The sequence below is a fragment of the Streptomyces sp. NPDC102467 genome (genome assembly GCF_044765445.1).
Taxonomy (GTDB): domain Bacteria; phylum Actinomycetota; class Actinomycetes; order Streptomycetales; family Streptomycetaceae; genus Streptomyces.
This window is the reverse complement of sequence record NZ_JBIWKA010000020.1, coordinates 113,340-138,125: the sequence shown is the minus strand read 5'-3', so window position 1 is coordinate 138,125 and position 24,786 is coordinate 113,340. Positions and strand designations below refer to the sequence as shown.

Here is a 24,786-nt window from a genome sequence, read left to right as displayed (position 1 = left end):
GCCGCCGCGACCGCTGCTCCGGCGCCACGACCCGTACGGTGCCGACTTGCCGGCACCTTCGTCTTCGTCCCAGGACCGACCCCACTGACCCCGGAGGTACGCCCATGAGCTCCCGACCTCCTCTCCTCGCCGGGATCGACCTCGGCACCACCCACATCAAGGCCCTCATCAGTGACGGTGCCGGCACCGTGCTCGCCCGCTCGGTGCGCCGCACACCCGTCGGCCCCGACCATCGGCATCCGGCCGATGACCTGCTGGCCGCCGCCCTGGACGCGCTCACCGAATGCGCCACCGCGACAGGACGCGCCCCCGACGCGATCGGCGTGACCGGCATGGCAGAGGCGGGCGTTCCCCTCGACCGCGACGGCCGACCGCTCGGCGACCTGCGGGCCTGGTCGGACCCGGCACCCGCCTCACACGCACAGAGCCTCGGCGAACGCCTCGGCGCCACCGCCCTGCACCGCGCGACCGGCATCCTGCCCAGCCCCAAGGTGCCGCTCGCCAAATGGTGCGCGCTCGCCGACCGGGAGCCCGGGACCGCGGCCCGGATGCACGCCTGGGCAGGCGCCGCCGACCTCCTCGCCCACGCGCTCACCGGACGCCTCGGCACCGACGGCACGTTCGCCCAGCGCACCATGGCCTGGGACCCGCACCGCAAGCGATGGATCGAGGAACTGCTCACCGAGGCCCACCTCGAACCCCGGCACATGCCGCCCGTACACGCACCCGGCGAACCGGTCGGCACCGTCACCCCGGCCGTCGCCGCCCGGCACGCACTGGGAGCCGGAGCGCCCGTCGTCGTCGCCGGACACGACCACCTCGTCGGCGCGTGGGCGGCGGCCGTGCGCACGGCCGGGCAGGTGGCCGACTCCATGGGCACCGCCGAAGCCGTCCTCACCGTCAGCGCGACACCGCCCGACCCGAGCGCGGCAGCGGCCGAGGGCATGTCCTGGGGACGGCACGCCGACGGCGAGCACTTCATCGTGCTCGCCGGGATGCGCAGTTCGGGCGCGCTCGTGGAATGGTTCTGCGATCAGTTCATGACGGAGCGTCAAGGCAGCGCCCGTTACGCCGAGTTCGAGCGCCTCGCCCAGTCGCTGCCCGTCACGCCGACCGGCCTCGTCGTTGCCCCGTACCCCGGCGGACGCAGCGCGCCGCGCCCCGACCCGCACGCCACACTCGACGTCACGGGCCTCGGTCTCGGCCACGGCCCCGCCGACCTGGCGCGGGCCGTCCTGGAAGGCGCAGCGCACCACGCCCGCTGGATGACCGACACCCAGGCCGTGGTGTGCGGCGCCGCGGCGGACTCCGTGACCCTGCTCGGCGGTTCGACCCGGCTGAGCACCTGGACCGCGCTGAAGGCCGCCGTCTGCCCCTGGCCGACCCGCGTCTGCGCCGAGCCGGAGGCCCCGGCCCTCGGCGCCGCCGGATGGGCGGGAGCCGCCCTCGGCCTCGACCCCGCCGCGACGACGGCCCCCGCGGAGCGGGTCGTACCCGACCAGGCGGCGGCCCGCGCCCACCGCGCCTTCCACCACGAGCGGTTCCTGGCGGCAGTGGCACCGACGCCGCCGCACTGACACGGACGGCGCTCCCTCGCTCGCCCTTGCCGACCGAACGCCCGGCCCGGCGGTGACGGACGCCCGATGTACACAACGCCCGCCGTCCGCGGTGCCGCAGACCGCACCCCCGATACACGCCCGCCGTCCGCACCCCGACACACACGGGAGAGCCATTTATGACCACCGACACCGACCGCCCCGCCCTCCTCACGGGCGGCTCCGTCACCCCGGCCCGACTCGCCCGCACCACGGGCACGTTCGCCATGGTCGCCGCCGACCAGCGCGACTCGCTGCGCACGATGATGGCCGAGCGCGCCCACGTGCCCGGTGACCGGATCCCGGACGACGACCTCACGGAGTTCAAGCTCGCCGTCGCCCGGACGCTCGGCCCGTACGCCTCCGCCCTGCTCATCGACCGCCACTACGGCTACCGCAGGCTCATCGACGAGCAGGTGCTTCCGGCGGGCTGTGCCCCGATCCTCGCCGTCGACGCCCTCGACCAGGAACCGGGACAGGCCGTCGAAGGCACCTCCCTCGATCCGCACATCGATCCCGCCACGGCCGTCGCTGACGGCACCCGCGGCCTGAAGCTGCTCGTCATCTGGCGCCGCGACGACCGGCGCGACGAGCGTGTCGCGCTCGCCGCCCGGTTCGTGGAACTGTGCCGGGCAGCCGGACTCGCCTCGGTCCTGGAACCCGTCGCCCGGCCCACCCGCGGGGAGGAGGCCGACGGCACGTTCCGGCTCAACGACGCCATCGTGGAGGCGGCCCGCGAACTCGCGCCGCTGCGCCCCTCCCTCTACAAGGGGCAGGTCCCCGACGGAGGCTCCGGCACCCTCGCCCGGCTCACCGCCGCGTGCGAGCGCATCGACGCCGTCGTGGACGTGCCGTGGGTGGTGCTCTCCCAGGGCGTCGCCCCCGCCGACTTCCCCACAGCGGTGGAGGCCGCCTGCCGTGCCGGTGCCTCCGGCTTCCTCGCCGGACGCGCCCTGTGGACCGACGCGCTGACCGGCGACCGCGACGCGGCGCTGCGCGGCCCCAGCAGCGAACGGCTGCGCCGGCTCGGCGAGATCGTGGACACGCACGGGCGCCCCTGGTGGCAGGCGCCCGCCGCCCGCACGGAGGAGACCGCGTGAGCGCCAGCCGCCCCCGCGTGTGCGTGCTGCACACGGTCGCCGCCCTGCCCGCCGTGTTCGCGCCGCTGCTGAGCGAACTCGCTCCGGGTGTCGACCCGTACCACGTCGTCGACGAGAGCCTCCTCGCCGACACTGTCGCCCACGGCCTTCTGCCCCGTACCACCGCGCGCCTCGCCGCGTACGTCACGCACGCCGAGGCGGCAGGAGCCGACGCGGTGCTCGTGACCTGTTCGTCCGTCGGCCCGGCCGCCGAACAGGTCCGCGCGCTGACGACCGTGCCGGTGCTGCGCGTCGACGAGCCCATGGCCGACGAGGCCGTCCGTACCGGTAGCCGCATCGGCGTCCTCGCCACGCTCGACTCGACCCTCGCGCCCACGGCCGACCTCGTCGCCCGCAGAGCGGCCGCCGCCGGCACCCGGATCACCCTGGACACCACGGTCTGCCCCGGCGCGTACGACGCCCGTGCCTCGGGCGACCAGGCCCGCCACGACGCGCTGATCACCGCGGAGGCGCGCCGCCTGGCCGCCGACCACGATGTCCTCGTCCTCGCCCAGGCCTCGATGGCGTCCGCGCTCTCCGGGCTGCCCGTCGCCGAACTCGGCGTACCGGTCCTCACCTCACCGCGCGGAGGCGTCGCCCAACTCGTCGACCTGTACGGGGAGTCCGCCCGCACATGACTGAACTCGGCTGCACAGGAGGCGACTTCACCGGAGCCACCGGTCTCGCCCACAATCCGGTCGCCTCGGGTCAGTACACCGCAATCACCCTCGGCGTTGCCCATCGGCGACGCCGCGTTCTACGCACCGGCACGGTTCGCCCGCCGTCGGGCGCGACCTCGCCGAGGCCGTCGGCCGGGCGATCGAACGCGAAGAGGCCGGCCGCCCTCAGCTCGCGCTCACCCCGTACCGGGTGTCCGAGTCCGTAGACCGACATCCGCCCCATGCCCCGGGCCGACCGCCCGGACCCGCCGCAGCACAGAGGACTCCGCATGACCGATACCCGCCCCGGCGACGCGTGGTGGCGTACTGCCGTCGTCTACCAGATCTACGTTCGCAGCTTCAGCGACAGCGACGGTGACGGCCTCGGTGACCTCCCCGGCATCACCGCACGGCTGCGGCACATCGCCGATCTGGGCGCCGACGCCGTGTGGATCACCCCGTTCTACCCGTCACCCATGCACGACGGCGGCTACGACGTCGCCGACCACCGCGACGTCGACCCGCGCTTCGGCACCCTCGACGACGCCGACGCCCTCATCGAGCGCGCCCACGCTCTGGGGCTGCGCGTGATCACCGACATCGTGCCGAACCACACTTCCGACCAACACGGCTGGTTCCAGGAGGCGTTGGAGGCACCGTCCGGCAGCCCGGCCCGCGCCCGCTACGTCTTCCGCGACGGCCGGGCAGACGGCACCGAACCGCCCACCGACTGGCAGTCCGTCTTCGGAGGCCCCGCATGGCGCCGTGTCCCCGACGGCCAGTGGTACCTCCACCTGTTCGGCCCCCACCAGCCGGATCTCGACTGGAGCCACCCCGAGGTGCGCGAGGACTTCGAAGCCACCCTGCGCTTCTGGCTCGACCGCGGTGTCGACGGGTTCCGTTTCGACGTCGCCCACGGCATGGCCAAGGATTTCTCCACCCCCTTGCGTGACCTCGGCCCCGGACAAGTCCACCACCGCATCGTCGGCGACGGCTGGGAGGGCGACCACCCGTTCTGGGACCGCGACGACGTGCACGCCCTACTGCGCGGATTCCGCCGCGTCACCGATGCCTACAGCCCCCCGCGCACCACCGTCGCCGAATCCTGGGCCGCCCTCGACCGCCGCGCGCTGTACACCCGCCCCGACGAACTCCACCAGGCCTTCAACTTCGACTTCCTCACCACACCTTGGCGGGCCGACGCCCTGCGCGCCACGATCGACCGGTCCCTGGCCCTGGCCGCGAGCACCGCAGCGGCCCCCACCTGGGTGCTGTCCAACCATGATGTCGTACGGCACGCCTCACGTCTCGCCCTGCCGGCCTGCGTCGACCCCGACGACTGGCTCCTGACCGACGGCCGCATCCCGGCCATCGACTCCGACGCGGCCGCCCGACGCGCGCGCGCCGCCGCTCTGCTCCTTCTGGCACTGCCCGGCGCCGCCTACCTCTACCAGGGCGAGGAGTTGGGTCTGCCGGAGGTCCCTGATCTCCCCACGGACGTCGTCCAGGACCCGGTGCACCACAGATCCGCGGGCCGGCGCAAGGGCAGGGACGGGTGCCGTGTCCCGCTGCCGTGGACCCGCGGCGGCCCCTCGCTCGGCTTCGGCCCGGGGCCCGCGTGGCTCCCGCAGCCGTCCTCGTACTCGCCCCTCAGCGTCGAGGCACAGAGCGGTGACCCGCGCAGCACCTTGTCCCTGTACCGGAAGGCCCTCGCTCTGCGACGCACCCTTGTACACGTCGATGCGCCCCTTCAATGGCACAGCGGACGGGACGCCGCACTTCTCGACTTCTCCATAGGCCCCCTGCGTTGTGTGGTGAACCTTTCCAACGAACCAACCGCTCTCCCGGCCGACCACCTCATCCTCCTGACCAGCGGTCTCCGGGCCGCGCCGCAGGAGACGCTGATGCGAGATGAGGCAGCCTGGCTCTCGAAGTCCGAGTGACAGCGCATCACCACAGCGACCGGCCCGGGAGGGGGTGTCAGTGTCCGAGGCCGACCACGCCTGGCGCCGGCAGGTTTGCCCGGGTCATGCCTCCAGGTCCTCCGTCACGGGCAGGCACTCGGCGAGCAGGTCGACGACGTCGCGCCAGGCTCGTTGGGCGTGCCGTGGGTGGTGGCCGACGCCGGGCACTGCGGGGTGGTCGACCGGCGGGTGGTGGAAGGCGTGCAAGGCGCCGCCGTAGACCGTGAGGCGCCAGTCGACGCCCGCGGCCTGCATCTCAGCGGTGAACGCGTTCCGTTGCGCGGGCGGCATGATCGGGTCTTCCGACCCGACCCCGGCCCACACCGGGCAGCGGATGCGCGCCGCCTCGCCCGGTCGGCCCGTGGTCACTGCGTTGACTGTCCCGATCGCGCGCAGGCTGACGCCGTCGCGCCCGAGTTCCAGTCCGACGGCGCCCCCGGTGCCGTAGCCGACGGCGGCGATCCGGTCGGGGTCGGTCCGCGGTTCGGCGCGCAACACGTCGAGCGCCGCATGACCGATGCCCCGCATTCGGTCGGGGCTGGCGAGCAGTGGCATACAACGGGCCAGCATCTCCTCGGGGTCGCTCAAATAGCGCCCGCCGTGAAGGTCGAAGGCCAGCGCTACATATCCCAGCTCGGCGAGAGCATCTGCCCGGCCGCGCTCGACGTCGCTGAGCCCTGTGCCCTCTGGTCCGAGCAGTACTGCGGGCCGGCGGTCCACACCGGCCGGGAGCGCGAGGTGCCCGATCATCGTCAAACCGTCGGCCGGATATTCGACCGTACGCGTCGAAATCGTCGTCATGGGAGTGGACGGTAGTGACCGTCGAGCCCGGTCCGGCCGGTGTTCTGCCGTCGGCAGAGCACCCCGGGTATCCCTCTGGAATACGGCGAGGGCTCGGCCTGCACCCGTGTAGGGCGTCACCAGCTGGTGCACCTCAAGGTTCAGGTGGCCCGGCCGAGTCCGGCGGTGGTCAGGTCCTGGTCGCGCAGCGGGGTGAAGTCGACGTCGGGTTCCGGGTGGTACGCGTCGGGGTGGATGCCGGGTTCGTGGGTGCTGTACTCGCCGAACCGGTTGATGTGCTCGATGCTCGCCGACCCCGGCTGCGCGAGCCGAGGGCGGCGGGTAGTTCGCTCAATTCACGGTGAAGTAGTAGTCGTACGGCGCCAGTTGCACTCATCAGTAGCGCCCTCCCCGTCCCGCCGTCAGGCCGGGCGGATGCAGAAGGGATGTCCCGCCGGGCTGGCGTAGACGCGCGAGCCTTGTGCGCCGGCCGCGGCGGCGTCGTCGGCAGGTCGCAGCCGCCGACCGCCTGCGGTGAGTACTCGTCGCTCCGCACCAGCCGGATCGTCGGTGGCGAAATCCAAGTGCATCTGTTGCGACGTGCCGTCGGGCCACTGTGGCGGTATGTGCCCCGGGGCGTCCTGGATCACGATGACGGGCAGGCCATCGACGCGCAGGAAGTGGTGAGTCGGCGTCTCGCTGAGTTCACCGCCGAGTAGGCGGCGCCAGAACGTGCTCTCGCTTTCGAGGTCGGCGCTGTCCACGATCAGTGCTGTCAGGTCGAAGTTCACCGTGTCTCCCTTTTGTGGTGTGCGGGTGGCGTCGGATCGTGATGTGCAGGTGGCGTCAGACGGTCGGAATGATGCCGCCGTCGACGCGGAACTGGGCCCCCGTGAGCCACTTGGCACGGCTGGAGGCGAGGAACGCGATCATTTCGGCGACGTCCTCGGGGTCGCCGGGGTGCCCCATCGGCACCTTCAGTTGCTCCACGATCTGCCGCTCGACGTCGTCGTATCCCACGCCCTGGCTGTCCGCCATCTGCTGGAGGTGGGCGTTGGCCCCCTCCGTGACGACGAATCCGGGCAGCACACACACCACGCGCACGCCGTGTTCGCCGACCGAAGTCGCCAACTCGCGGCTGTAGGCGTTGAGCGCCGCTTTGGCGGCAGCGTAGGGGGCGTCGGCGCGCTGGGGCAGCCGGCTGGCGATGGAGGAGACGTGGATGACGACCCCGGAGCCGCGCTCGACCATCCCGGGTACCAGGGCCCGGTCGAGACGGACCGCGCTGAGCAGGTTCATCTCCAGGTCCGCGAGCCAGGAGGCGTCAGTGCGCTCAAGGGTCGGTGCCGACGGGGTCACGGCTCCCGCGTTGTTGACCAGGACATCGACGCCGCCCACTTCCTCGAGCACCCGGCTCCCCAGCTCAGCCACCCCGTGCTCGGTGCGCAGGTCGGCGGGAATGTGTGTGGCGGGCACATCATCGGGCGGTGCGGTGCGCGAGGCGGTCAGCACGGTGGCGCCGGCCGCGGCGAAGCGCCGCGCTGTCGCGGCGCCCAGTCCTCGGCTGGCACCCGTCACCAGCACCCGCAGACTTCGAAGGCCCTCGTCCGCGACGGTCATGTGCGTGCTCCTTCGATAAGGTGAACCCGACTCCGGAAACGATACACATAAACGGAACCAGACTCACCTTTGGAGGAGCGTTGCCGCCCTCGTCACGTCCCCTGCGCGCCGACGCGCGCCGCAACCGCGAGGCGCTTCTCGCGGCAGCCCGCGAGGCTTTCCTGGCCGGCGATGCCGACGCGCACGTGGAGGAGATCGCCCGGCGCGCCGGGGTCGCGGTCGGCACCCTCTACCGCCACTTCAGTACCCGCGAAGTACTCGTCGCCGAGGTGTACCGCCAAGAGGTCGACGAGCTGTGCGCCGCTCCCGCGCAGCTGCTCGCCCAGCATCCTGCGGACGAGGCGCTGCACGCGTTCCTGCTGCTCCTCGTAGAGCATTCGGCGACCGGCAAAGGGATGGAGGAAGCTCTTGACAGCATCATGGCGACGGACTCGCCCGTCTTCGACGAAGCGCGCGAGGGCATGGCACGCGCCCTCGACCAGCTGCTGACCGCGGGCGTCGAATCAGGGGTCCTGCGCGACGGCGTCAGCGGCCGCATCGTCCTGCGCGCGCTGGGAGGGATCTGCGGGATGCGCGCCACGGGATGGGAGGACGATGCGAAGCGCATCGCCGCCCTTCTCTGTGACGGGCTGCGTCATGGCGCCAAGGGCACGCTGTCTTCAGGGCCCCGTTTTGATGACGGTCGTCATGTGGAGTGAGCGACGACGCTGACATGTGGGTGCGGGCGCGGGCGCGGGTGCGAGTGCGAGTGGCGCAGCGGCGGCCTGCGGCGTTCGGGGGCGGGCCCGCGGAAGAACGCCCGCAGGGTCCCGCCCCGCGGGCCCGCCTGAGGGTGACGGCGGACAGGCCGAGGAGATCCTGCCCGACTGGGCGTTCTTCGTCCGGTGCGTGGTCGACGCCGAGAGCCTGCGCCCGACGGCGTCCCGAGAGTCGCTGTACGAGGGCGACATCCTCGCCGCCGTCCGTGACGCGCTCGCCGAGCGGCTGCGCGCCTGGATCGCCCGCGCCGCCGCGGGCGACCCGGACCTGCTCGCCCGCTTCCTCCAGGTCCACCACCTGGCCGTGAAGTCCCTCGCCGTGCACGACGACGAGATCCTGCGGATGCTGCTGCCCTGGCTGCCCTTCGAGACCACCGCGGGGCACGCCACCCTCGACGAGTTCGCCCGTACTCACCGCACGGTGCTCGTCACCTCCAGCGTGGAGGAGTTCCGGCAGGTCGCCGCCATCGCCTCGGCCGCCGGGCTCGGTGTCGTCAACGGCGGCTACACCTACGACCGCGAACTCGTCCACCGGCTGCCCGAGATCCGGCCCGGGGTCACCGTCTCCGACCTCGACCCGGAGACCCTCACCGCTCACCTCGACCCCGTCGACCGCGCGACGGAACTGGCCGCCGCGGCCTATCTCGCCCGCGCTCGCGACGCCCTCGCCGTCTTCGACTGCGACGTCGCGCTGCGCACCTTCCAGTCGGCCTCCGCGCCGGCCCTGCTCGTCGACAGCCGCGAGGCCCGGCACGAACGCACCCGCTCCCAGCTCGCCCGCGAGCAGGAGGGCGGCCTGTGGGGTGACATCCTCGGCGCCCTGCGCCAAGAGGCCCCGCGCGCCCAGCTGATCCTCAACCAGCTCAACCCCCTGGTCCGCACCGCCGTCACCATCGAGGAGCCCGAGCTGGCCCGCACCAGCGCCGAAGCCCTCTACGGGCAGGCCGCGATGCTCTCCCGGCGCCCGCTCAGGCCCGCCGAGTCGAGCCTCAACAACCGCTCCTTCCTCGACCTCCTCGCCCACGCCCTCCGCAAGGACAGCTAAGGACCGCCGACGATGCCGACCACCTCTCTTCCGCAGACCACCGACGAGCTCTACGAGGCGCTGAACGCGAACGACCAGCGCCCCTACGGCCGTACCCGCACCGTCGCCGCCGAGGAACTCGTCGACGCAGCAGAGCAGTTCGAGGACCCGACCGCCCTCGTGTGCGCGCTCCTCGAACTGCAGGAGGCGTACACCTACGGCTCCGAACCCCGTAAGTCACCCGTCGTCTTCGCCCGCGTGCTCAACCTCTTCGACGAGCAGCCCGACCTCTTCGACGACCGCCTGCGGCACATGCTCTTCTGGCGCTTCAAGTGGGTGGCGAACGCCCTGTTCGCCCTGCCCGAGGTACCGCTGGCCAGCCTGCGCCAGTGGCTGGGCGAGATGCGCGACCGGTACGCCAAGGCGGGCCTCGACCTCCAGCCGTATTACGGGCAGGCCTATCAACTCGCCGAGCACACAGGCGAGGACACCTCCCTCGCCTACGAGCTGTGGACGGGCCGCACCCGCAGCCGGCTCAGCGACTGCGAGGCCTGCGAGATCTGCGAGCGGGCGCGGTTCCACCTCGCGGCGGGCGACGACGCGCGGGCCCTGCGCACCTGGCAACCCGTCCTGCAGAGCGAGGACTCCTGCCAGGAGGAGCCCGCACGCTCCGTCTCGTACGCCCTGCTGCCGCTGCTGCGCACCGGCGACGTCGACCGGGCCCGCGAGCTGCACCTCGCCGGGTACCGGGCCTGCCGCCGCAACCCCTCGATGTCACCCGAGGTCGGCCGCCACCTGGAGTTCTGCGCCCTGACCGGCAACGAGGCGCGCGGCCTCGAACTGCTCGCCGAGAACCGGACCCTGTTCGAGGAAGTGGACTCGCCGCGCGACCAGCTCGACTTCCTCACCGGTGTCGAGGTCCTCCTCCAGAGCGTCGTGTCCCTGGGCCACGGCGAGCTCCCCACCGCCGGCGACGCGGGCCGCACCTGGACCGTGGCGGACCTGCACACCGAAGTGCGCGGCCGCGCCGACGACCTCGCCGCCCGCTTCGACGCCCGTAACGGCACCACGGCCCACGCCGACCGCCGCCGCGCCCGCCTGCAGCGCGCCCCGCTCGTGGACGCGCTGGAACTGAACCTGCGCACCCGCAGCCTCGACGACGTGGCCGAGCCGTCGGCCCCGGCCGCCGTCCCCGCCGCCAGGACCGCCGCGCCCGTACCCGAATCGCTGCCTGAACTCATCGTGCGAGCACGGGAGTTGGATGAGCAGGGTCACCCGGACGCGGACGCGTGCTGGGCGCGTCTTCGCACGCTCGTCGCCGCCCGCGACTACACCCACCCCGACGCCGAGGCGGTCGGCACGCTCGTACACCTACGCGCGGACCTGCTGAACGACGAGGCGGAGCGGGCCCGTGCCATGGACGATCACGCCACCGCCGTCGAGCTGTACGAGGAGGCGGCCGGGCTCTACGAGGACGCCGGGCTGACGGACCGGGCGGTACTCTGCCGCGCCGGGGCGGCCGTGATCGCCGCTGAGGTCCTCCCGGAGGAGAAGCGTCCCGGCGCCGACGAGGACGAGGCGGCCGCCGTCGCGGCGAAGGGGGCGGCGCTGACCGACGCCCACGCGACCGTCGTACGCCTCCAGGAAGAGGCCACAGGTCTCGCGCCGGTGCTGGAGTCCCGGCTGCTCCGCCTGCGGGCGACCTCGGCGGGGCTCCGCCTGCGGACTTCGCGGGGCGCGGAGCACGCCGCGGCGGTCACCGCCGAGGTGGACCTGCTGCAGGCGTTCGCCGTCCGCCACGACATCGCCACGCAGATATCCGGTGCCCGGCTGCTCCGGGCCAGCACGTACGCCCTCAGCGGTGAACTGCCCGCCGCGGTAGCCGAGATCGCTACCCTCCTCGACCTGCTGCGCTCGCAGGGCCCTGCCTGGCACCTGCCCCGCACACTGGGCCTGCGCGGCCGCCTGCAGCTCGGCCTGCGGGACGCGCAGGCCGCCCACGCGGACCTGGCCGAGGCCCTGCGCCTTGCCGCCGACTGGCCTGCCCGCACGGTCGACCGCGGCCGCCTGCACGGCGACCTGGCGGAAGCCTGCATGCACGTGGGCCGCCCCGAGGACGCCATGCGGCACCTGACCCGCGCGGCGGAGCTCCAACTGCGCGAGGGCAGCCGGATCGACGGATCCTGCTTGTACAGCAACGCCGCACAGCTCAGCCTCGACCTGGGCCGGATCGAGGACTGCATCGCCCTGCTGGACTCCGTCCTTGCCGAACCGGACGTCAGGACCGGTGAGTTGGACGACCGGCTCACTGCCCAGCTGCGGCTGATCCGCGCCCGCGCGCTGTACGCGGGCGGCGACCTCAAGGCGGCCACGGCGGAGTTCGTCGTCCTCGCGGCCGAGTCGGCCGGCTGGGACGACGACCCCGGCAGCCACGCGATGATCGCCGCGGAGACGGCCATGCTCCTCGCCGAATCCGGCGAGTTCGGCCCGGCGCGCGACGCCCTGGGCCAAGCCCTGGCCGCCCATGACAGGGCCCCGAACTACGAGAACGTCAGCAACAGCCTGCGCGAGGTCGCGCGACTCCAGACCGAGCAGCAGGGCGCGGACGGCCTCGACGACGCCCTCGCCCTGCTTGCCGACGCGGCGCGGCTGGCCGAAGAGGCCCGCGCAGCCGGATACCAGGCGCACGGCCGCTCGCTGGACTCCGCCCTGTCCTACGAGTACGGACGCGTGCACGCCTATGTCGGCGCGTACGAGGACTCCCTGGCGGCCCTGGAGAAGACCCTCGGCCTGCTCGGCGAGCCGGGCCCGGAGGACGGGCACATCGGCGAGTGGGCCGAGGCCGTCCGCCTCACGAGCGCCGTCGAGGGCATCTACCTGAAGCGCACCGCCCCCGCCCTCACGCGTCTCGATGCGGCGATCCGCCACCTCACCGCGCTGGACCGCGCCGAGGACCGCGCGCCACTGACCGAGCTGGCGGCCCGCCTGCGCGACGAATGATGCACCCGCGCAGGAAGGTCTTCCGTGGAGTGGGCGGAGGCGCCCACGGCGGCGCCGACGCCCAGGTGCGGGGCGCCACCGCGCCCCGCACGCTCAGGACTCCGTGCGGGCCGCCCGCGCCAGCCGCAGCGTGACCAGCTGGAAGGGGCGCAGCGCGAACGAGAGATCCGCGACGTCCGGCTCCGCCGGGGCCACCGGACGCTCCAGCAGGTCGCAGCGGACCGCACGGGCCGCGTCGAAACCGGGAGTGAGACGCACTGTTGCCCGACCGCCCTGCGCCTCGTAGAAGCGGACGACGACATCGCCTGAGTCGTCGTCGGCCAGCTTGACCGCGCTGAGCACGACGGCCTCGTGGTCGACGCGCACCAGCGGCGCGACCTCGGCGCGGGCCGCTCCCGTCACCTCACGCTCCGGCAGCGACAGCGCCGCGCCCTCACGGACCGCGTCCCCGACGTCCGCGCCCGGCACCAGGGCGTGCCGGAAGCGATGGGCGCCCTGGTCCGTCTCCGGGTCGGGGAAGCGCGGCGCCCGCAGCAGCGAGGCGCGCACGGTCGTCGTCGTCCCGCGGTCCTCACGTACCGCCCGGGTCACGTCGTGGCCGTACGTCGAAGCGGTCACCAGGGCGACACCCCAGCCGGGCTCCGCCAGGTGCACGAACCGGTGGTTGCAGGCCTCGAAGCGAGCCGCCTCCCAGCTCGTGTTGGTGTGCGTGGGCCGGTACACATGCCCGAACTGGGTCTCGGACGCGTACCGTTCCGCGTGCACATCGAGCGGGAACGCCAGTTTCAGGAACTTCTCGGTCTCGTGCCACTCCACGTCCGTCGCGACATCGAGACGCCCCGACCCGGGGGAGAGGGTGAAGGTCTGCATGGCGACGGACTCACCGAAGGAGCGGGTGACCCGCACCCCGTCGGCGGTCGCGGCCAGCGCGTCCACGTCCGTCAGGTCGGTGCCGGTGTTGCGGTAGAACTTGTCGACGTCCCACGCGTCCCACTTGTTCGGCAGATCCGGGTGGAGCTGGAGCAGACCCGCCGGGCGCCCCGGGGCCAGCGTCTCGCGGCCGCTCGCCAGGTGCACCAGCGAGACGATCAGGCCGCGGCCGTCGATCTCGGCCCGCAGGACCGTGTTGTCGAGGACGAAGCCGCCGCCGTCACGCTCACGGACCGTCGTCGCCGCGGGGCCCACCGCCGGGAGGCCCGCGGCGCCGAGCGGGGTCACCGAACCGCGCCCGTGCGGAGCGGAGTTGAAGCGCAGGACACCCGTGCCGCGGCCGGCCAGGGCGCGCTGCGCGGCGTCGACGATCTCCTCGAGTTCAGCCGTGACCCGCGCGTAGGTGGCCCGCGCCTCGCGGTGCACCCAGGCGATCGACGAGCCGGGCAGGATGTCGTGGAACTGGTGCAGCAGCACCGTCTTCCACAGCCGGTCCAACTCCTCGTACGGGTAAGGGAATCCGCACCGCACGGCGGCTGTTGCCGCCCACAACTCCGCCTCCTGGAGGAGGTGCTCGCAGCGCCGGTTGCCCTGCTTGGTCCCCGCCTGGCTCGTCAGCGTCGCCCGGTGCAGCTCCAGATACAACTCGCCGACCCACACCGCGGGGTCGGCGTACTCGGCCTCGGCCTTCTCGAAGAACGCCGCCGGCGCCTCCCACTCCACCGTGGGTGAACCGTCCAGCGACCGCAGCCGCCTGGCCCGCGCCACCATCTCGCGCGTCGTGCCGCCCCCGCCGTCGCCGAAACCGGTCGGCGCGAGCGAACGGCTCGCCCGCCCCTTGTCCTTGAAGTTCCGTTCGGCGTGGGCGAGTTCACGTCCCTCCATGGCGCAGTTGTACGTGTCCACGGGCGGGAAGTGGGTGAGGACCCGGGAGCCGTCGATGCCCTCCCAGTTGAACGTGTGATGCGGGAAGGTGTTCGTCTGTGACCAGGAGATCTTCTGCGTCAGCAGCCACTTGGAGCCGGCCTCGCGGATGATCTGCGGCAGCCCGGCCGCGAAACCGAAGGTGTCCGGCAGCCACACCTCCTCGTTCTCGACGCCGAACTCGTCCAGGAAGAACCGCTTGCCGTGCACGAACTGACGGGCCATCGCCTCCGAGCCCGGCATGTTCGTGTCCGACTCCACCCACATGCCGCCCGTCGGCACGAACCGCCCCTCGGCCACGGCCTTCTTGACCTTCGCGTACACCTCGGGCCGGTGCTCCTTGATCCAGGCCAGCTGCTGCGCCTGCGACATGGTGAAGACGAAATCCGGTTCGGAGTCGAGAAGTTGCGTCATGTTCGACGCCGTCCGCGCCACCTTGCGCACGGTCTCACGCAGCGGCCACAGCCACGCCGAGTCGATGTGCGCGTGCCCGATCGCGCTGATCCGGTGCGCCGACGGTCCTGCGGGGGTGGCGAGGGCCGGTGCCAGCGCGTCGCGGGCCGCCTGCGCGGTGCCGTTCACATCACCGAGGTCCAGCACGTCGAGGGCCGCCTCCACCGCGTGCAGGATCTCCCAGCGGCGGGCACGGTCCAGCGGCAGCTCGGCCATCAGCTGGCCCAGCACCTCCAGGTCGTGCACCAGCTCCCACACCGTCTCGTCGAAGACGGCCAGCTCGACGCGGCCCAGCGTGTAGAGCGGATCGTGACCCGCGGTGTCCGTGTCGCCGAGCCATGTGGGCTTGAACGCACGGGAGTTGAAGAACCCCGGGTTCGACGCCGCCTCCACGCGCAGCTCCACCTGCTCCCCGCCCGCCGCGGGAGCCCCGACGCGCACCCAGTGATTGCGCGGGTGCAGGCCCTTGACCGGCGTCCCGTCCGGCTCGTAGACCAGGCCCTCGCACTGGAAGCCGGGGCCGCCGTGCCCGTCGAAGCCGAGGTCGATCAGCGCCTCGACGGTCCGGCCCGCCCACCGCTCGGGAACCGTGCCGGTCACCGTGAACCAGCTCGTGCCCCACGGCCGCCCCCACCGGACGCCCTCCTCGATGGGCAGCGAGGGCGCCGCGAGCCCCTCCGCCACCGGCACGGGCTCGTCGGGCGCGTGCCACACCTGTACGTCCAGTGGCACGGTCTGTGGGTACACCGCGGGCCTGATGCGCTCCTCGAGCACACGTCGCAGCCGGTCTTCGATGAGCGAACGGTCGTCATGCATGGGCGTTGAGTCTCCTGGGGTACGGAAGGCGGGGCGGGCGGCCCGGTTCAGCGGTCGATCGTCGAACGCACGGGGTTGATGTCCGCGTACCGGGAGTCCAGCGGGTGGACGTCGGTCGCGTGCAGATAGATCGTGCGCGTGTGGAACAGCGGCACGACCGGCATGTCCCGGGCGATCAGGTCCTCGATGTCCTGGTAGGCGCGCGTGGACTTCGCGGCATCGGCGATCTTGTTCGTCTGCTCCAGCCGGCGGTCGACCTCGGGGTTGTGGTAGCCGTTGAAGTTGAAGTCGCCGTACGAGGCGAAGATCGGCGTGAGGTAGTCCTCGAGCGACGGATAGTCGTGCCCCCAGCCCGAGGACCGTATGCCGTCCAGCTCGCCCTTGGACGCCATCGCGCTCAGGTCGCTGCCGGGCCTGCCCACGTACTGGATCTTCAGGCCGAGGTTCTGGCGCCACATGTTGCCGAGCGCCTCGACGAAGACCTGGTCTCCCGGGTTGTCACTCGCGTAGTACACCTTGAGGCGCCCGGCGAAGCCGCCGGCCTCGCGCAGCAGCTTCTTCGCCCCGGCCACGTCCAGTGTGCAGGCGGTGCAGGTGTTCTCGCGATGTCCGTCGATCGTCGGGGCGGTGAAGGACGAAGCGGGGAACGCGCCGGGCTTCAGCTTGACGAGGGCCTTGCGGTCCAGGGCGAGCGAGAGCGCGCGCCGCACCTTCGGATCCTTGAACCCTGGTGCGTTGACGGGGAGTTCGAGGTAGCTGAGGTTCGGTGCGGACTTGCCCTGGCTCCACTTGTCGGGAGCGTCCGTCTTGTACGAGTCGATCTTCGAGGACGGCAGCGTGGCGTAGTCGAGGTTGCCGGCCAGGAACTCGTTGTAGGCGGTCTCCGGGTTGGAGAAGAAACGATAGACGAGGCGGTCCGCGTCCAGTGCGTCGTCCCCTGCGTAACCCTTGTTGCGGGTGAGGCGCACGGGCTGCCCCGCCTTCCACGCGCCGTCCAGCTTGTAGGGACCGTAGCCGATCGGCTTGTGGCTATACGCGTCCGGGTCCTTCAGCGTCTCGGCGGACAGGGCGGCCAGGCCGTAGTAGCTGAGCGCTGAAGGGTACGGGGAGAAGGGCGCCTTGAGGGTGACGGTGAAGGTGAGGTCGTCGATCACCTTCAGCCCGGACAGCGTGGTCGCCTTCGGCTTGCCCGTGGCGGGGTTGAGATCCTCGTATCCCTGGACGCGCTGGAAGAAGCCGTTGTTGAGGTATCCGTGCGGTCCGTACGCGGTGTAGTTCCACGTGTCCACGAACGACCCGGCGGTGAGCTTCTCACCGTTGGTGAACTTCCAGCCGGGCTTGATCTTGATCGTCCACGTCTTCGCGTCCTTGGACGTGACCGAATCGGCGACGACGTTCTTCAGCTTCCCGGTCTTGGTGTCCACCCGGGTCAGCGGCGCCCACATGGCGAAGGCCAGCTGGATGTTGGAGGAACTGTTGTCCTTCTCCGGGTTGATCGCCGCGATCTCCGCGCCGGCCGCAACCGTCACCGTACGGCCGGCGCTGCTGGAGCCCTTGCCGTCCGAGCCGCCGCATCCGGTCGCCGCGAGGGCGAGCGCGGCAAGCGTCGCGACCGCGGCGGCGCTTCGTGTCCGGACCATGTGAACTCCCGTGCGTCCGGCCGGAATCGGGGACCCGGCACGCCTGACTGTCGGGCGGCGACGCTAGGAACGCGGCGCCCAAGGGAGCAAGCTCCGCCTGCTGAACATCCATTCAGCGCCCATTCAGCGGGTGCGATGGACGCGGAATGGACGTCGGATGGACGGCGAAGGACCTCCGCCTTGACGCCCACCCGGGCGGTTCCTACTGTCGCGCCCCAACCGACCGGCGCGTCCGGGCTGGTCACGGCGGTGCCCGCCGCGATCGGTCCGGCCTGGACTGCGGGAGAACTCATGGCCCGGACACGAAGAATCGTCACAGCGACGACCGGCACCACGCTGGCGATGCTGCTCGCCGGATGTGGCGGCGGGAGCGGGGACGGCGCGGGAAAGGACGACGGCCGCTCCCTGGAGATCGCCACCGCCGCCGAGGTGCCCTATCTGAACCCGTCGAACGACAACGGCAGCACGGGCATCCAGATCGAGTCCGCCCTGTGGGCGCCACTGACCCGGGTGGACGCGAAGACAGGCAAGTTGGTGAACGTCGTCGCCGATTCGGTCACGTCCAAGGACGCGAAGACGTGGACGATCAAGATCAAGCCCGGCTGGAAGTTCACCAACGGTGAGAAGCTCACCGCCAAGTCGTTCGTGGACACGTGGAACTACACCGCGTACGCCCCGCACGCGTTCGCGAACAACGGCGCCTTTCAGCGGGTCGAGGGCTACGACGACCTGAACCCCGCGAAGGGCGAACCGAAGGCGACCACGCTGTCCGGACTGAAGGTGGTCGACGACCTCACCTTCACCGTCACCCTGAAGGGGGCGTTCTCGCCGTACCCGACGACGCTCAGCTACATCGGCGTCACGGCGCTGTCCGCCGAGACGCTGAAGGACCCGGACAAGTACAAGCACGAGCCGATCGGCTACGGGGCCTACAAGCTGGACGGCGGATGGAAGGCGGGGCAACCGGTGCGCCTCACCCGCAACAAGGACTACTCCGGCAAGGACGCCCCACAGGCCGACCACATCACGTTCCGCTTCTTCTCCAACCCGGAGACCGCGTACAACGAGTTCCTCGCCGGCAACGTTGACTACGCCGCCGTACCGTCCTCGAAGACCGACTCGTACAAGGCGGACGCACCCGGCAAGTGGAGCCAGGCCAAGGCCTCCACCAACGTCAACTACCTCAACCTGCCGATGATGCTGAAGGCGTACGGCGACACCCGCGTCCGCCGTGCCCTCTCGCTCGCCCTGGACCGCGACTCCCTGGCCAAGCTCAAGCCCGGCCAGTTCCCCGCCACCTCGTTCACCGCGCCCAGCGTCGACGGCCACCGCGAGCACACGTGCGGCGACTGCACGCTCGACGTGGCCCGGGCCAAAAAGCTGTTGCGGGAAGCCGGCGGGTTCTCGGGCACGCTGCGGCTCTTCTTCGCCAGCGACAATCCGGGCGAGCAGGTGTACGCCGAGGCCCTCGGCAACATGTGGCGGCAGAACCTCGGGCTGAAGATCCAGTACGTCGGCAAGCCCGGCGCCGAGATCGGCCCTCTCGCCAACGCGGGCAAACTCGACGGCATCCGCATCATGGCCTGGGGGCACGACTACCCGGCGCTCGAGGACTACCTCACGCCGGTCTTCGCGTCCTACGGCGACGTCAATACCGGCCGCTACCGCGACGCGCAGGTCGACCGGATGCTCGGTGAGGCCAACGCCCAGGTCGACCAGGCGCGGGCGACTCGCGAGTACCAGGCGATCGAGGACCGCGTCGCCGAGCAGATGCCGGTGGTCCCGCTGTCGCACTCACGGGACGTGTATCTGCACGCCGAGGGCATCGAGCCGCTCAACACCCGCTTCACGAACGTGGATCCCGTCCGGTCGACCTTCACCGGCTGACCCCGCCGCCCACATCACCTAGGTCCCACATCACCTGAATCCCGCAACTCCTAAGGAGGGCTCGGTGTTGCGTTTCGCGCTCCGCCGCCTCCTGATCATGATCCCGATCGCGGTCATCGTGACGTTCCTCGTCTACGCGATGGTCTTTGCCCTCCCCGGCGACCCGATCAGGGCCCTGTCAGGACAGAAACCCCTGGCCGAATCCGTCATCGCGGCCAAACGCGCCTACTACCACCTGGACGATTCCCTTGTCGCCCAGTACCTGCACTTCATGGGCAACCTGCTCAAGGGCGACTTCGGGCAGACTTTCGACGGGCAGGACATCGGCGAACAGCTCGCGCTGCGCTGGCCGGTGACCCTCCGGCTCGGCCTCACCGCCCTCGCCATCCAACTCGTCCTCGGGCTCGTCAGCGGTGTGTACGCGGGGTGGCGGCGCGACGGCCTCGTGGACCGGGCGCTGCTCGCCGCCACGCTCGGGGTGCTCGCCGTGCCCGGCCTGGTCGCCATGTTCTTCGCGCAGTCCTTCTTCGCCGTCGGACTCGGCTGGTTCCCGGTCTCCGGCGCCACCGACGGCTGGCCCGGCAGCTATCTGCTGCCCGCCACCGTGCTCGGCGTCCTCGGCTTCGCCGGGCTCGCCCGCGTCACCCGCACCAGCATCGCCGAGGTCGCGAGCGCCGACTTCGTCCGCACCGCACGCGCCAAGGGGCTCGCTCCGAACCGCATCCTGTGGGGTCATGTGCTGCGCAACGCCATGCTGCCCGTGATCACGTACATCGGCCTCGACCTGGCCGGCATTCTCGGCGGCGCGATCATCACCGAGGGCATCTACAACCTGAACGGCATCGGCCAGTTCATGTTCCGCTCCATCTCCATGAAGGAGGGCGGCGTGGTCGTCACCCTCTCCACCGTGCTGCTGCTCGGCTACATGCTCGTCAACCTGGTCGTCGACCTGCTCTACGGCCTCCTGGACCCGAGGGTGCGCCATGTCTGACACCGCCCTGATGACCGGCGTCGAACTCGAACCCGTCGCCGAGGACACCCCGCGCGGCACCGCCGTCCTGCGCGAACTGCTGCGGAAGCCACGCTTCGTCCTCAGCGCCCTCGCCATCCTGGTCATCGCGCTGATGGCCGCCTTCCCCCGGCTGTTCACCGCCACCGATCCCACCGTGTGCGACCTGAAGCTCTCCAAGGGCGGGCCGTCCGCCGCGCACTGGTTCGGCTACGACATCCAGGGCTGCGACTACTACGCCAACGTGATCTACGGGGCCCGGCCCTCGGTCCTGGTCAGCCTCGCCGTGTGCGTGGTCGGATTCGTCGTCGCCTGCGTCCTCGGCATGCTCGCCGGATACTTCCCCGGCTTCGTCGACAACCTTGTCTCGCGCACCGCCGACGTACTGTTCGCCCTGCCCGGCCTCGTCGCGATGATCGTCATCCTGCAGGCCTTCTCGTCCCGCTCCGTATGGACCATCGCCTTCGTGATCGTGCTGCTCGGCTGGCCCGCGGGGATGAGGCTGATGCGCTCCACCGTCCTGAGCGTGCGCACCCGCGAGTACGTCCTCGCCGCCCGCGCCCTCGGAGCCGGCGCCCCGCACATCCTGCGGGTGCACATCCTGCCCAACTCGGTGGCGCCGCTGCTCTCCCTGACCACGCTCACCGTCGGCGCGGCCGTCGGCACCGAGGCCGCGCTCACCTTCCTCGGTATCGGTCTCCAACCCCCCACCATCTCCTGGGGACTTCAGATCGCCATCGCCGCCTCCTACCGCGACGACGTTCACCTCTTTCTCTTCCCCGCCCTGCTCCTGACCGTCACCGTCATGGCCTTCATGATCATGGGCGACACGATCCGCGACGCCCTCGACCCGAAACTGAAGAGGTGAGCGGTGAACAACCCCACGGCAGCTGAACCTCTGCTCGACGTACGTGACCTGAGCGTCGAGTTCGACACCCGCGGCGGCCGGCTGCGCGCCGTCGACTCCGTCTCCTGGACCCTGCACCGCGGCCGCACCCTCGTCATCCTCGGCGAATCCGGCTCCGGCAAGAGCGTCTCCACCCAGGCCATCACGGGCATCCTCGACAGTCCGCCCGGTCACGTCACCGGCGGCCAGGCTCTGTTCGACGGTATGGACCTGCTGCAGCTGACCGAGCGTGCACGCCGCGGCGTCGTCGGCAGCCGGATCTCCCTGGTCTTCCAGGACGCGCTGTCCGCGCTCAACCCCGTGCACACGGTCGGCCGGCAGATCGCCGAGCTGTACCGGGTGCACCGGGGCACAGGCCGCTCCGACGCCATGAAGCAAGCCGCCGAGATGCTGGACCGCGTGGGCATCCCCGGCGCGCGGGCCCGCGTCCACGACTACCCACACCAGTTCTCCGGCGGCATGCGCCAGCGCGTCATGATCGCCATGGCGCTCGCCCTCGGTCCGGAGGTGCTCATCGCCGACGAGCCCACCACCGCGCTCGACGTCACCGTGCAGGCCCAGATCCTCGAACTCCTCGCGGAGATCCAGGCCGACACCGACATGGGGGTCGTGCTCATCACCCATGACCTGAGCGTCGCCGCGGAGATCGCCGACGACCTGGTCGTCATGTACGCGGGCCGGGTCGTGGAGTCGGGGGCCACGGCCGATGTGCTGGGCGACCCCCAACACCCGTACACACAGGGCCTCCTGCTGTCGGTGCCGTCCGCCGAGACCCGCGGCCAGGACCTGCCCGCCATCCCCGGCACACCGCCCGACCTGCTGCGGCTGCCGTCCGGCTGCCCGTTCCGGCCGCGCTGCCCGCACGCCCACGACCGGTGCGCCACCGAACGCCCCGCCCTGCTGCCGGCCCCCGGCCGGCTCCGCTTCGGCGCCTGCCATCTCCTCGACCAGCCGCTCAGCCCGGAAGGCGCCGCACGATGACCGACGACGTGATCCTCAGGGCCGAAGGGCTGGTCAAGCACTACGGCGGCGGGCCCGCGCTGCCGTGGCGGCGCGGCCGGGACGCGGCCGTGGTCCGGGCCGTCGACGGCGTCGACCTGGAGCTGCGCCGCGGCCAGGCGCTCGGCATCGTCGGCGAGTCCGGCTGCGGCAAGTCGACGCTGCTGCGGCTGCTGTGCGCGTTGGAGCGGCCGACCGGCGGGCGGCTCCTCTTCGAGGGCGAGGACGTCGCCCGGCTGCGCGGCGCCGCCCTCAAGCGGTGGCGCCGCCGGGTCCAGGTCGTCTTCCAGGACCCGTACGCCTCGCTCAACCCACGGCTGACGGTCGGCGAGATCATCGGGGAGGCTTTCGACGTCCACCCCGATGTCGTACCGCGCGCCGGGAGGCGGGCCCGGATCGCCGAACTCCTGGAACTGGTCGGCCTCGACGCCCGTCACACGGACCGCTATCCGCACCAGTTCTCCGGTGGACAGCGCCAGCGCATCGGCATCGCCCGCGGCCTCGCCCTCGGGCCCGATGTGCTGTTGTGCGATGAGCCCGTCTCGGCGCTCGACCTGTCGGTGCAGGCCCAGGTCGTCAACCTGCTCCTGAAGCTCCGCCGCGAACTGGGTCTTGCGCTCGTCTTCGTCTCCCACGACCTAGGCGTCGTACGCCATGTGTGCGACGACGTCACCGTGATGTACCTGGGCAAGGTAGCCGAACAGGCCCCGGTCGACGCCCTCTACGCGCGCCCGGGTCACCCCTATACGGAGGCGCTCCTGTCGGCCGAACCATCCCTCGACCGCATCCGGGACCCGCACGCCCCGCGCCGCACCCGCATCGTCCTCGCGGGCGACCCGCCGTCGCCTTCCGCACCGCCACCGGGCTGCCGGTTCCACACCCGCTGCCCGCGCGCACAGGACCTGTGCCGTGACACCGAGCCCCTGCTGACGGTACGGGGACAGCGGGCCGGCGCCTGTCATTTCACGGACGCGATACTCGCCGGGCCGGTCAGCTGACGGGCTGTCAACCTGCGGATGCCATAGGGGTTCTGGCGGCGCGCGGCCCCTCCGGGAACGCCGGGTGTGGAGCGGGCGCCGCACCGAAGTCGTCCACCTGGGCCGCTTCGTCGGCGGCCCGCGCGGCGGCGAGCCGCAGCGCCAGCGGATGCCCGGCGCAGCTGTCCGCGAGGCTGTGCAGAGCGGACGCCGCCGCCGAGGTGGCCGCCGAACGGTACGGCAGCGCCGCGACCGTGGCGAGCGGCGCCCCCGACGCGAACCGGCGCAGCAGCCGCAGGGATTGGGCCGCGTCCAGCGGGCCGAGTCGCAGCGGCACCCGGCCGGGCAGGTCGCGCAGTGGGGCCCTGCTGGTCACCAGGACGGCGCAGCCGGGTGCGGCGGGCAGCAACTCCCGTAGCTGGTCCGTGGAGTGGGCGTCATCGAGCAGGACGAGGAGCCGACGTTCGGCGGTGAGCGTACGGAACCGGACGGCGCGCCGCTCGAGTCCGTCGGGCACCTCGTGCGGTGGCACCCCGAGATCTTCCAGGAACCGGCCGAGCACGTCGGCCGGGGCGCGTCGGCCGAGCACCGCGTAGAGCTGGCCGTCCGGGAACCGGCCCCGCACCTGGTGGGCCACGTGCACGGCCAAGGTGCTCTTGCCGAGGCCCACCGCACCGGAGATCACCACGGTGGGGCAGACGGCGGCGGGCGAGTCGGGGTGTCGCAGCAGTTCGCGCAGCCGCTGTACCTCCGCATCCCGGCCGGTGAAGTCGGCGCTGTCGCGCGGCAGTTGAGCGGGTACGAGCACGGGCGGACGGTGGGCCGGTGCAGGGCAGGCGGGCGCGGGTGTCCGCGGTGGCTGCGGCGCGGCCAGCGAGGGGTCGGCGTGCAGGATGCGGTCATGCAGCCGGCGCAGTCCCGCGCCCGGTTCGACACCCAGGTCGTGCACGAGGGTGCGTCGCATGCCGCGGAACAGGGCGAGGGCCTCGGGTGTGCGACCGCTGCGGTACAGCGCCAGCATCAGCAGCGCCTGCAGCCGCTCGTCGTGCGGTCTGCCCGGCACCAGCGGGGCGATCCGCTCGGCGGCCTCGGCATGCTCACCGAGGTCGAGCAGCGCCTCGACGTGTTCGAGGCGGGCGTCGAGGCGCAGCCCGGCGAGCCGACGCCGGGCATCCGCCGCACAGCGTTCCGGCACCCCGCTCAGCGCCTGCTCGCCCTGCCACTGGGCGAGGGCCTGCTCGTAACAGGTGCGGGCGGCACCGAGCCGGCCCGCGCGGCGCTCGCGGCGTGCCTCGGAGAGCGCGTCCTCGAACCGCCACAGGTCCAGCGCGTCCCGCCGCAGATGCAGCCCGTAGGTGGTGCCCCGCGTGATCAGGAGCCGGGGTGCGGCCCGGCGGGCCCGGTCCGGCTCCAGCGCCTTGCGCAGTCGCGCCGTGTACGTGGCGAGCAGACCGACCGCGCTGTCCGGCGCGTGCTCGCCCCAGATGGCCCGCACCAGTTCGGTGCGCTCGACCTGTTCACCGCCGCGCAGCAGCAGCGCCGCGAGCAACGCCTGCTGTTTCGGGGTGCCAGGCGGTAGCGGCTCCCCGCCATGCTCCGCGCGTACCTGGCCCAGGAGGCGGTACCGCACCAGAGCGCTGTCGTACGCGGGTGGGAGTGGGGGGAGGTCCGTCGCGATGCTCGGGGCCACGGGTCGTCACCTTCT

Annotated in this window: 17 protein-coding genes and 1 pseudogene; 12 read left to right on the top strand and 6 right to left on the bottom strand. The window is 71.8% G+C overall.

Annotated features, from left to right (window positions below; translation table 11 throughout):
- Nucleotides 1-104 precede the first annotated feature (104 nt).
- The 4 genes from ACIREE_RS35200 to ACIREE_RS35185 all read left to right on the top strand — a co-directional run bounded on the left by ACIREE_RS35200 (nt 105) and on the right by ACIREE_RS35185 (nt 5,336).
- Complete coding sequence (locus ACIREE_RS35200) at nt 105-1,577, top strand: L-fuculokinase (RefSeq protein WP_404161664.1); 1,473 nt, start codon at nt 105-107, stop codon at nt 1,575-1,577.
- Nucleotides 1,578-1,735: 158 nt separating this feature from the next.
- Entirely contained in the window at nt 1,736-2,695 is a 960-nt protein-coding gene (locus tag ACIREE_RS35195) for a hypothetical protein (protein ID WP_404161661.1), read from the top strand.
- Nucleotides 2,692-3,372, top strand: coding sequence for an aspartate/glutamate racemase family protein (locus ACIREE_RS35190; RefSeq protein WP_404161659.1), 681 nt, complete (start codon nt 2,692-2,694; stop codon nt 3,370-3,372). The genes ACIREE_RS35195 and ACIREE_RS35190 overlap by 4 nt, the downstream gene beginning before the upstream one ends.
- A gap of 311 nt (nt 3,373-3,683) precedes the next feature.
- Complete coding sequence (locus ACIREE_RS35185; protein WP_404161655.1) at nt 3,684-5,336, top strand: glycoside hydrolase family 13 protein; 1,653 nt, start codon at nt 3,684-3,686, stop codon at nt 5,334-5,336.
- Between the two features lie 84 nt (nt 5,337-5,420).
- On the opposite strand, the gene ACIREE_RS35180 is transcribed toward ACIREE_RS35185, so the two are convergent.
- The 3 genes from ACIREE_RS35180 to ACIREE_RS35170 form a co-directional block, all read right to left on the bottom strand.
- Complete coding sequence (locus tag ACIREE_RS35180) at nt 5,421-6,158, bottom strand: dienelactone hydrolase family protein (protein ID WP_404161652.1); 738 nt, start codon at nt 6,156-6,158, stop codon at nt 5,421-5,423.
- 401 nt (nt 6,159-6,559) lie between these two features.
- Nucleotides 6,560-6,928, bottom strand: coding sequence for a VOC family protein (locus ACIREE_RS35175; protein WP_404161649.1), 369 nt, complete (start codon nt 6,926-6,928; stop codon nt 6,560-6,562).
- 55 nt (nt 6,929-6,983) lie between these two features.
- The gene (locus ACIREE_RS35170) at nt 6,984-7,757 is read right to left on the bottom strand and encodes an oxidoreductase (RefSeq protein WP_404161647.1); all 774 of its coding nucleotides are present in this window, start codon (nt 7,755-7,757) and stop codon (nt 6,984-6,986) included.
- 80 nt (nt 7,758-7,837) lie between these two features.
- On the opposite strand from ACIREE_RS35170, the gene ACIREE_RS35165 reads away from it, so the two are divergent.
- The 3 genes and pseudogenes from ACIREE_RS35165 (at nt 7,838) to ACIREE_RS35155 (ending at nt 12,539) form a co-directional block, all read left to right on the top strand.
- Complete coding sequence (locus tag ACIREE_RS35165) at nt 7,838-8,455, top strand: TetR/AcrR family transcriptional regulator (protein ID WP_404161645.1); 618 nt, start codon at nt 7,838-7,840, stop codon at nt 8,453-8,455.
- A 145-nt stretch (nt 8,456-8,600) separates the two neighbouring features.
- Nucleotides 8,601-9,560 (top strand): annotated as a pseudogene (locus tag ACIREE_RS35160) (HSP90 family protein); the annotation flags it as partial.
- Nucleotides 9,561-9,572: 12 nt separating this feature from the next.
- Nucleotides 9,573-12,539, top strand: a complete 2,967-nt coding sequence (locus ACIREE_RS35155) for a hypothetical protein (RefSeq protein ID WP_404161642.1) — start codon at nt 9,573-9,575, stop codon at nt 12,537-12,539.
- A 93-nt stretch (nt 12,540-12,632) separates the two neighbouring features.
- Here the strand turns inward: ACIREE_RS35155 and ACIREE_RS35150 are convergent, their stop codons facing one another.
- Nucleotides 12,633-15,662 (bottom strand): alpha-mannosidase, encoded by a 3,030-nt coding sequence (locus ACIREE_RS35150; RefSeq protein WP_404161640.1) that lies wholly within the window; start codon nt 15,660-15,662, stop codon nt 12,633-12,635.
- 47 nt (nt 15,663-15,709) lie between these two features.
- A complete protein-coding gene (locus ACIREE_RS35145) occupies nt 15,710-17,302 on the bottom strand; it encodes an ABC transporter substrate-binding protein (protein WP_404161638.1) in 1,593 nt (530 codons plus the stop codon).
- 180 nt (nt 17,303-17,482) lie between these two features.
- On the opposite strand from ACIREE_RS35145, the gene ACIREE_RS35140 reads away from it, so the two are divergent.
- The 5 genes from ACIREE_RS35140 (at nt 17,483) to ACIREE_RS35120 (ending at nt 23,102) form a co-directional block, all read left to right on the top strand.
- Nucleotides 17,483-19,189: an ABC transporter substrate-binding protein gene (locus tag ACIREE_RS35140; RefSeq protein WP_404161635.1), complete on the top strand. Its 1,707-nt coding sequence runs from the start codon at nt 17,483-17,485 to the stop codon at nt 19,187-19,189.
- Between the two features lie 64 nt (nt 19,190-19,253).
- Nucleotides 19,254-20,180, top strand: a complete 927-nt coding sequence (locus ACIREE_RS35135; protein WP_404161632.1) for an ABC transporter permease — start codon at nt 19,254-19,256, stop codon at nt 20,178-20,180.
- Nucleotides 20,173-21,066, top strand: a complete 894-nt coding sequence (locus ACIREE_RS35130) for an ABC transporter permease (protein WP_404161630.1) — start codon at nt 20,173-20,175, stop codon at nt 21,064-21,066. Before ACIREE_RS35135 ends, ACIREE_RS35130 begins: the two co-directional genes overlap by 8 nt.
- 3 nt (nt 21,067-21,069) lie before the next feature.
- Nucleotides 21,070-22,086 carry an ABC transporter ATP-binding protein gene (locus ACIREE_RS35125; RefSeq protein WP_404161627.1) on the top strand — a complete coding sequence of 339 codons (1,017 nt, stop codon included), beginning with the start codon at nt 21,070-21,072 and terminating at the stop codon, nt 22,084-22,086.
- Nucleotides 22,083-23,102: an ABC transporter ATP-binding protein gene (locus ACIREE_RS35120; protein ID WP_404161624.1), complete on the top strand. Its 1,020-nt coding sequence runs from the start codon at nt 22,083-22,085 to the stop codon at nt 23,100-23,102. Before ACIREE_RS35125 ends, ACIREE_RS35120 begins: the two co-directional genes overlap by 4 nt.
- Nucleotides 23,103-23,109: 7 nt before the next feature.
- On the opposite strand, the gene ACIREE_RS35115 is transcribed toward ACIREE_RS35120, so the two are convergent.
- The gene (locus tag ACIREE_RS35115; RefSeq protein WP_404161621.1) at nt 23,110-24,771 is read right to left on the bottom strand and encodes a BTAD domain-containing putative transcriptional regulator; all 1,662 of its coding nucleotides are present in this window, start codon (nt 24,769-24,771) and stop codon (nt 23,110-23,112) included.
- Nucleotides 24,772-24,786 lie beyond the last annotated feature (15 nt).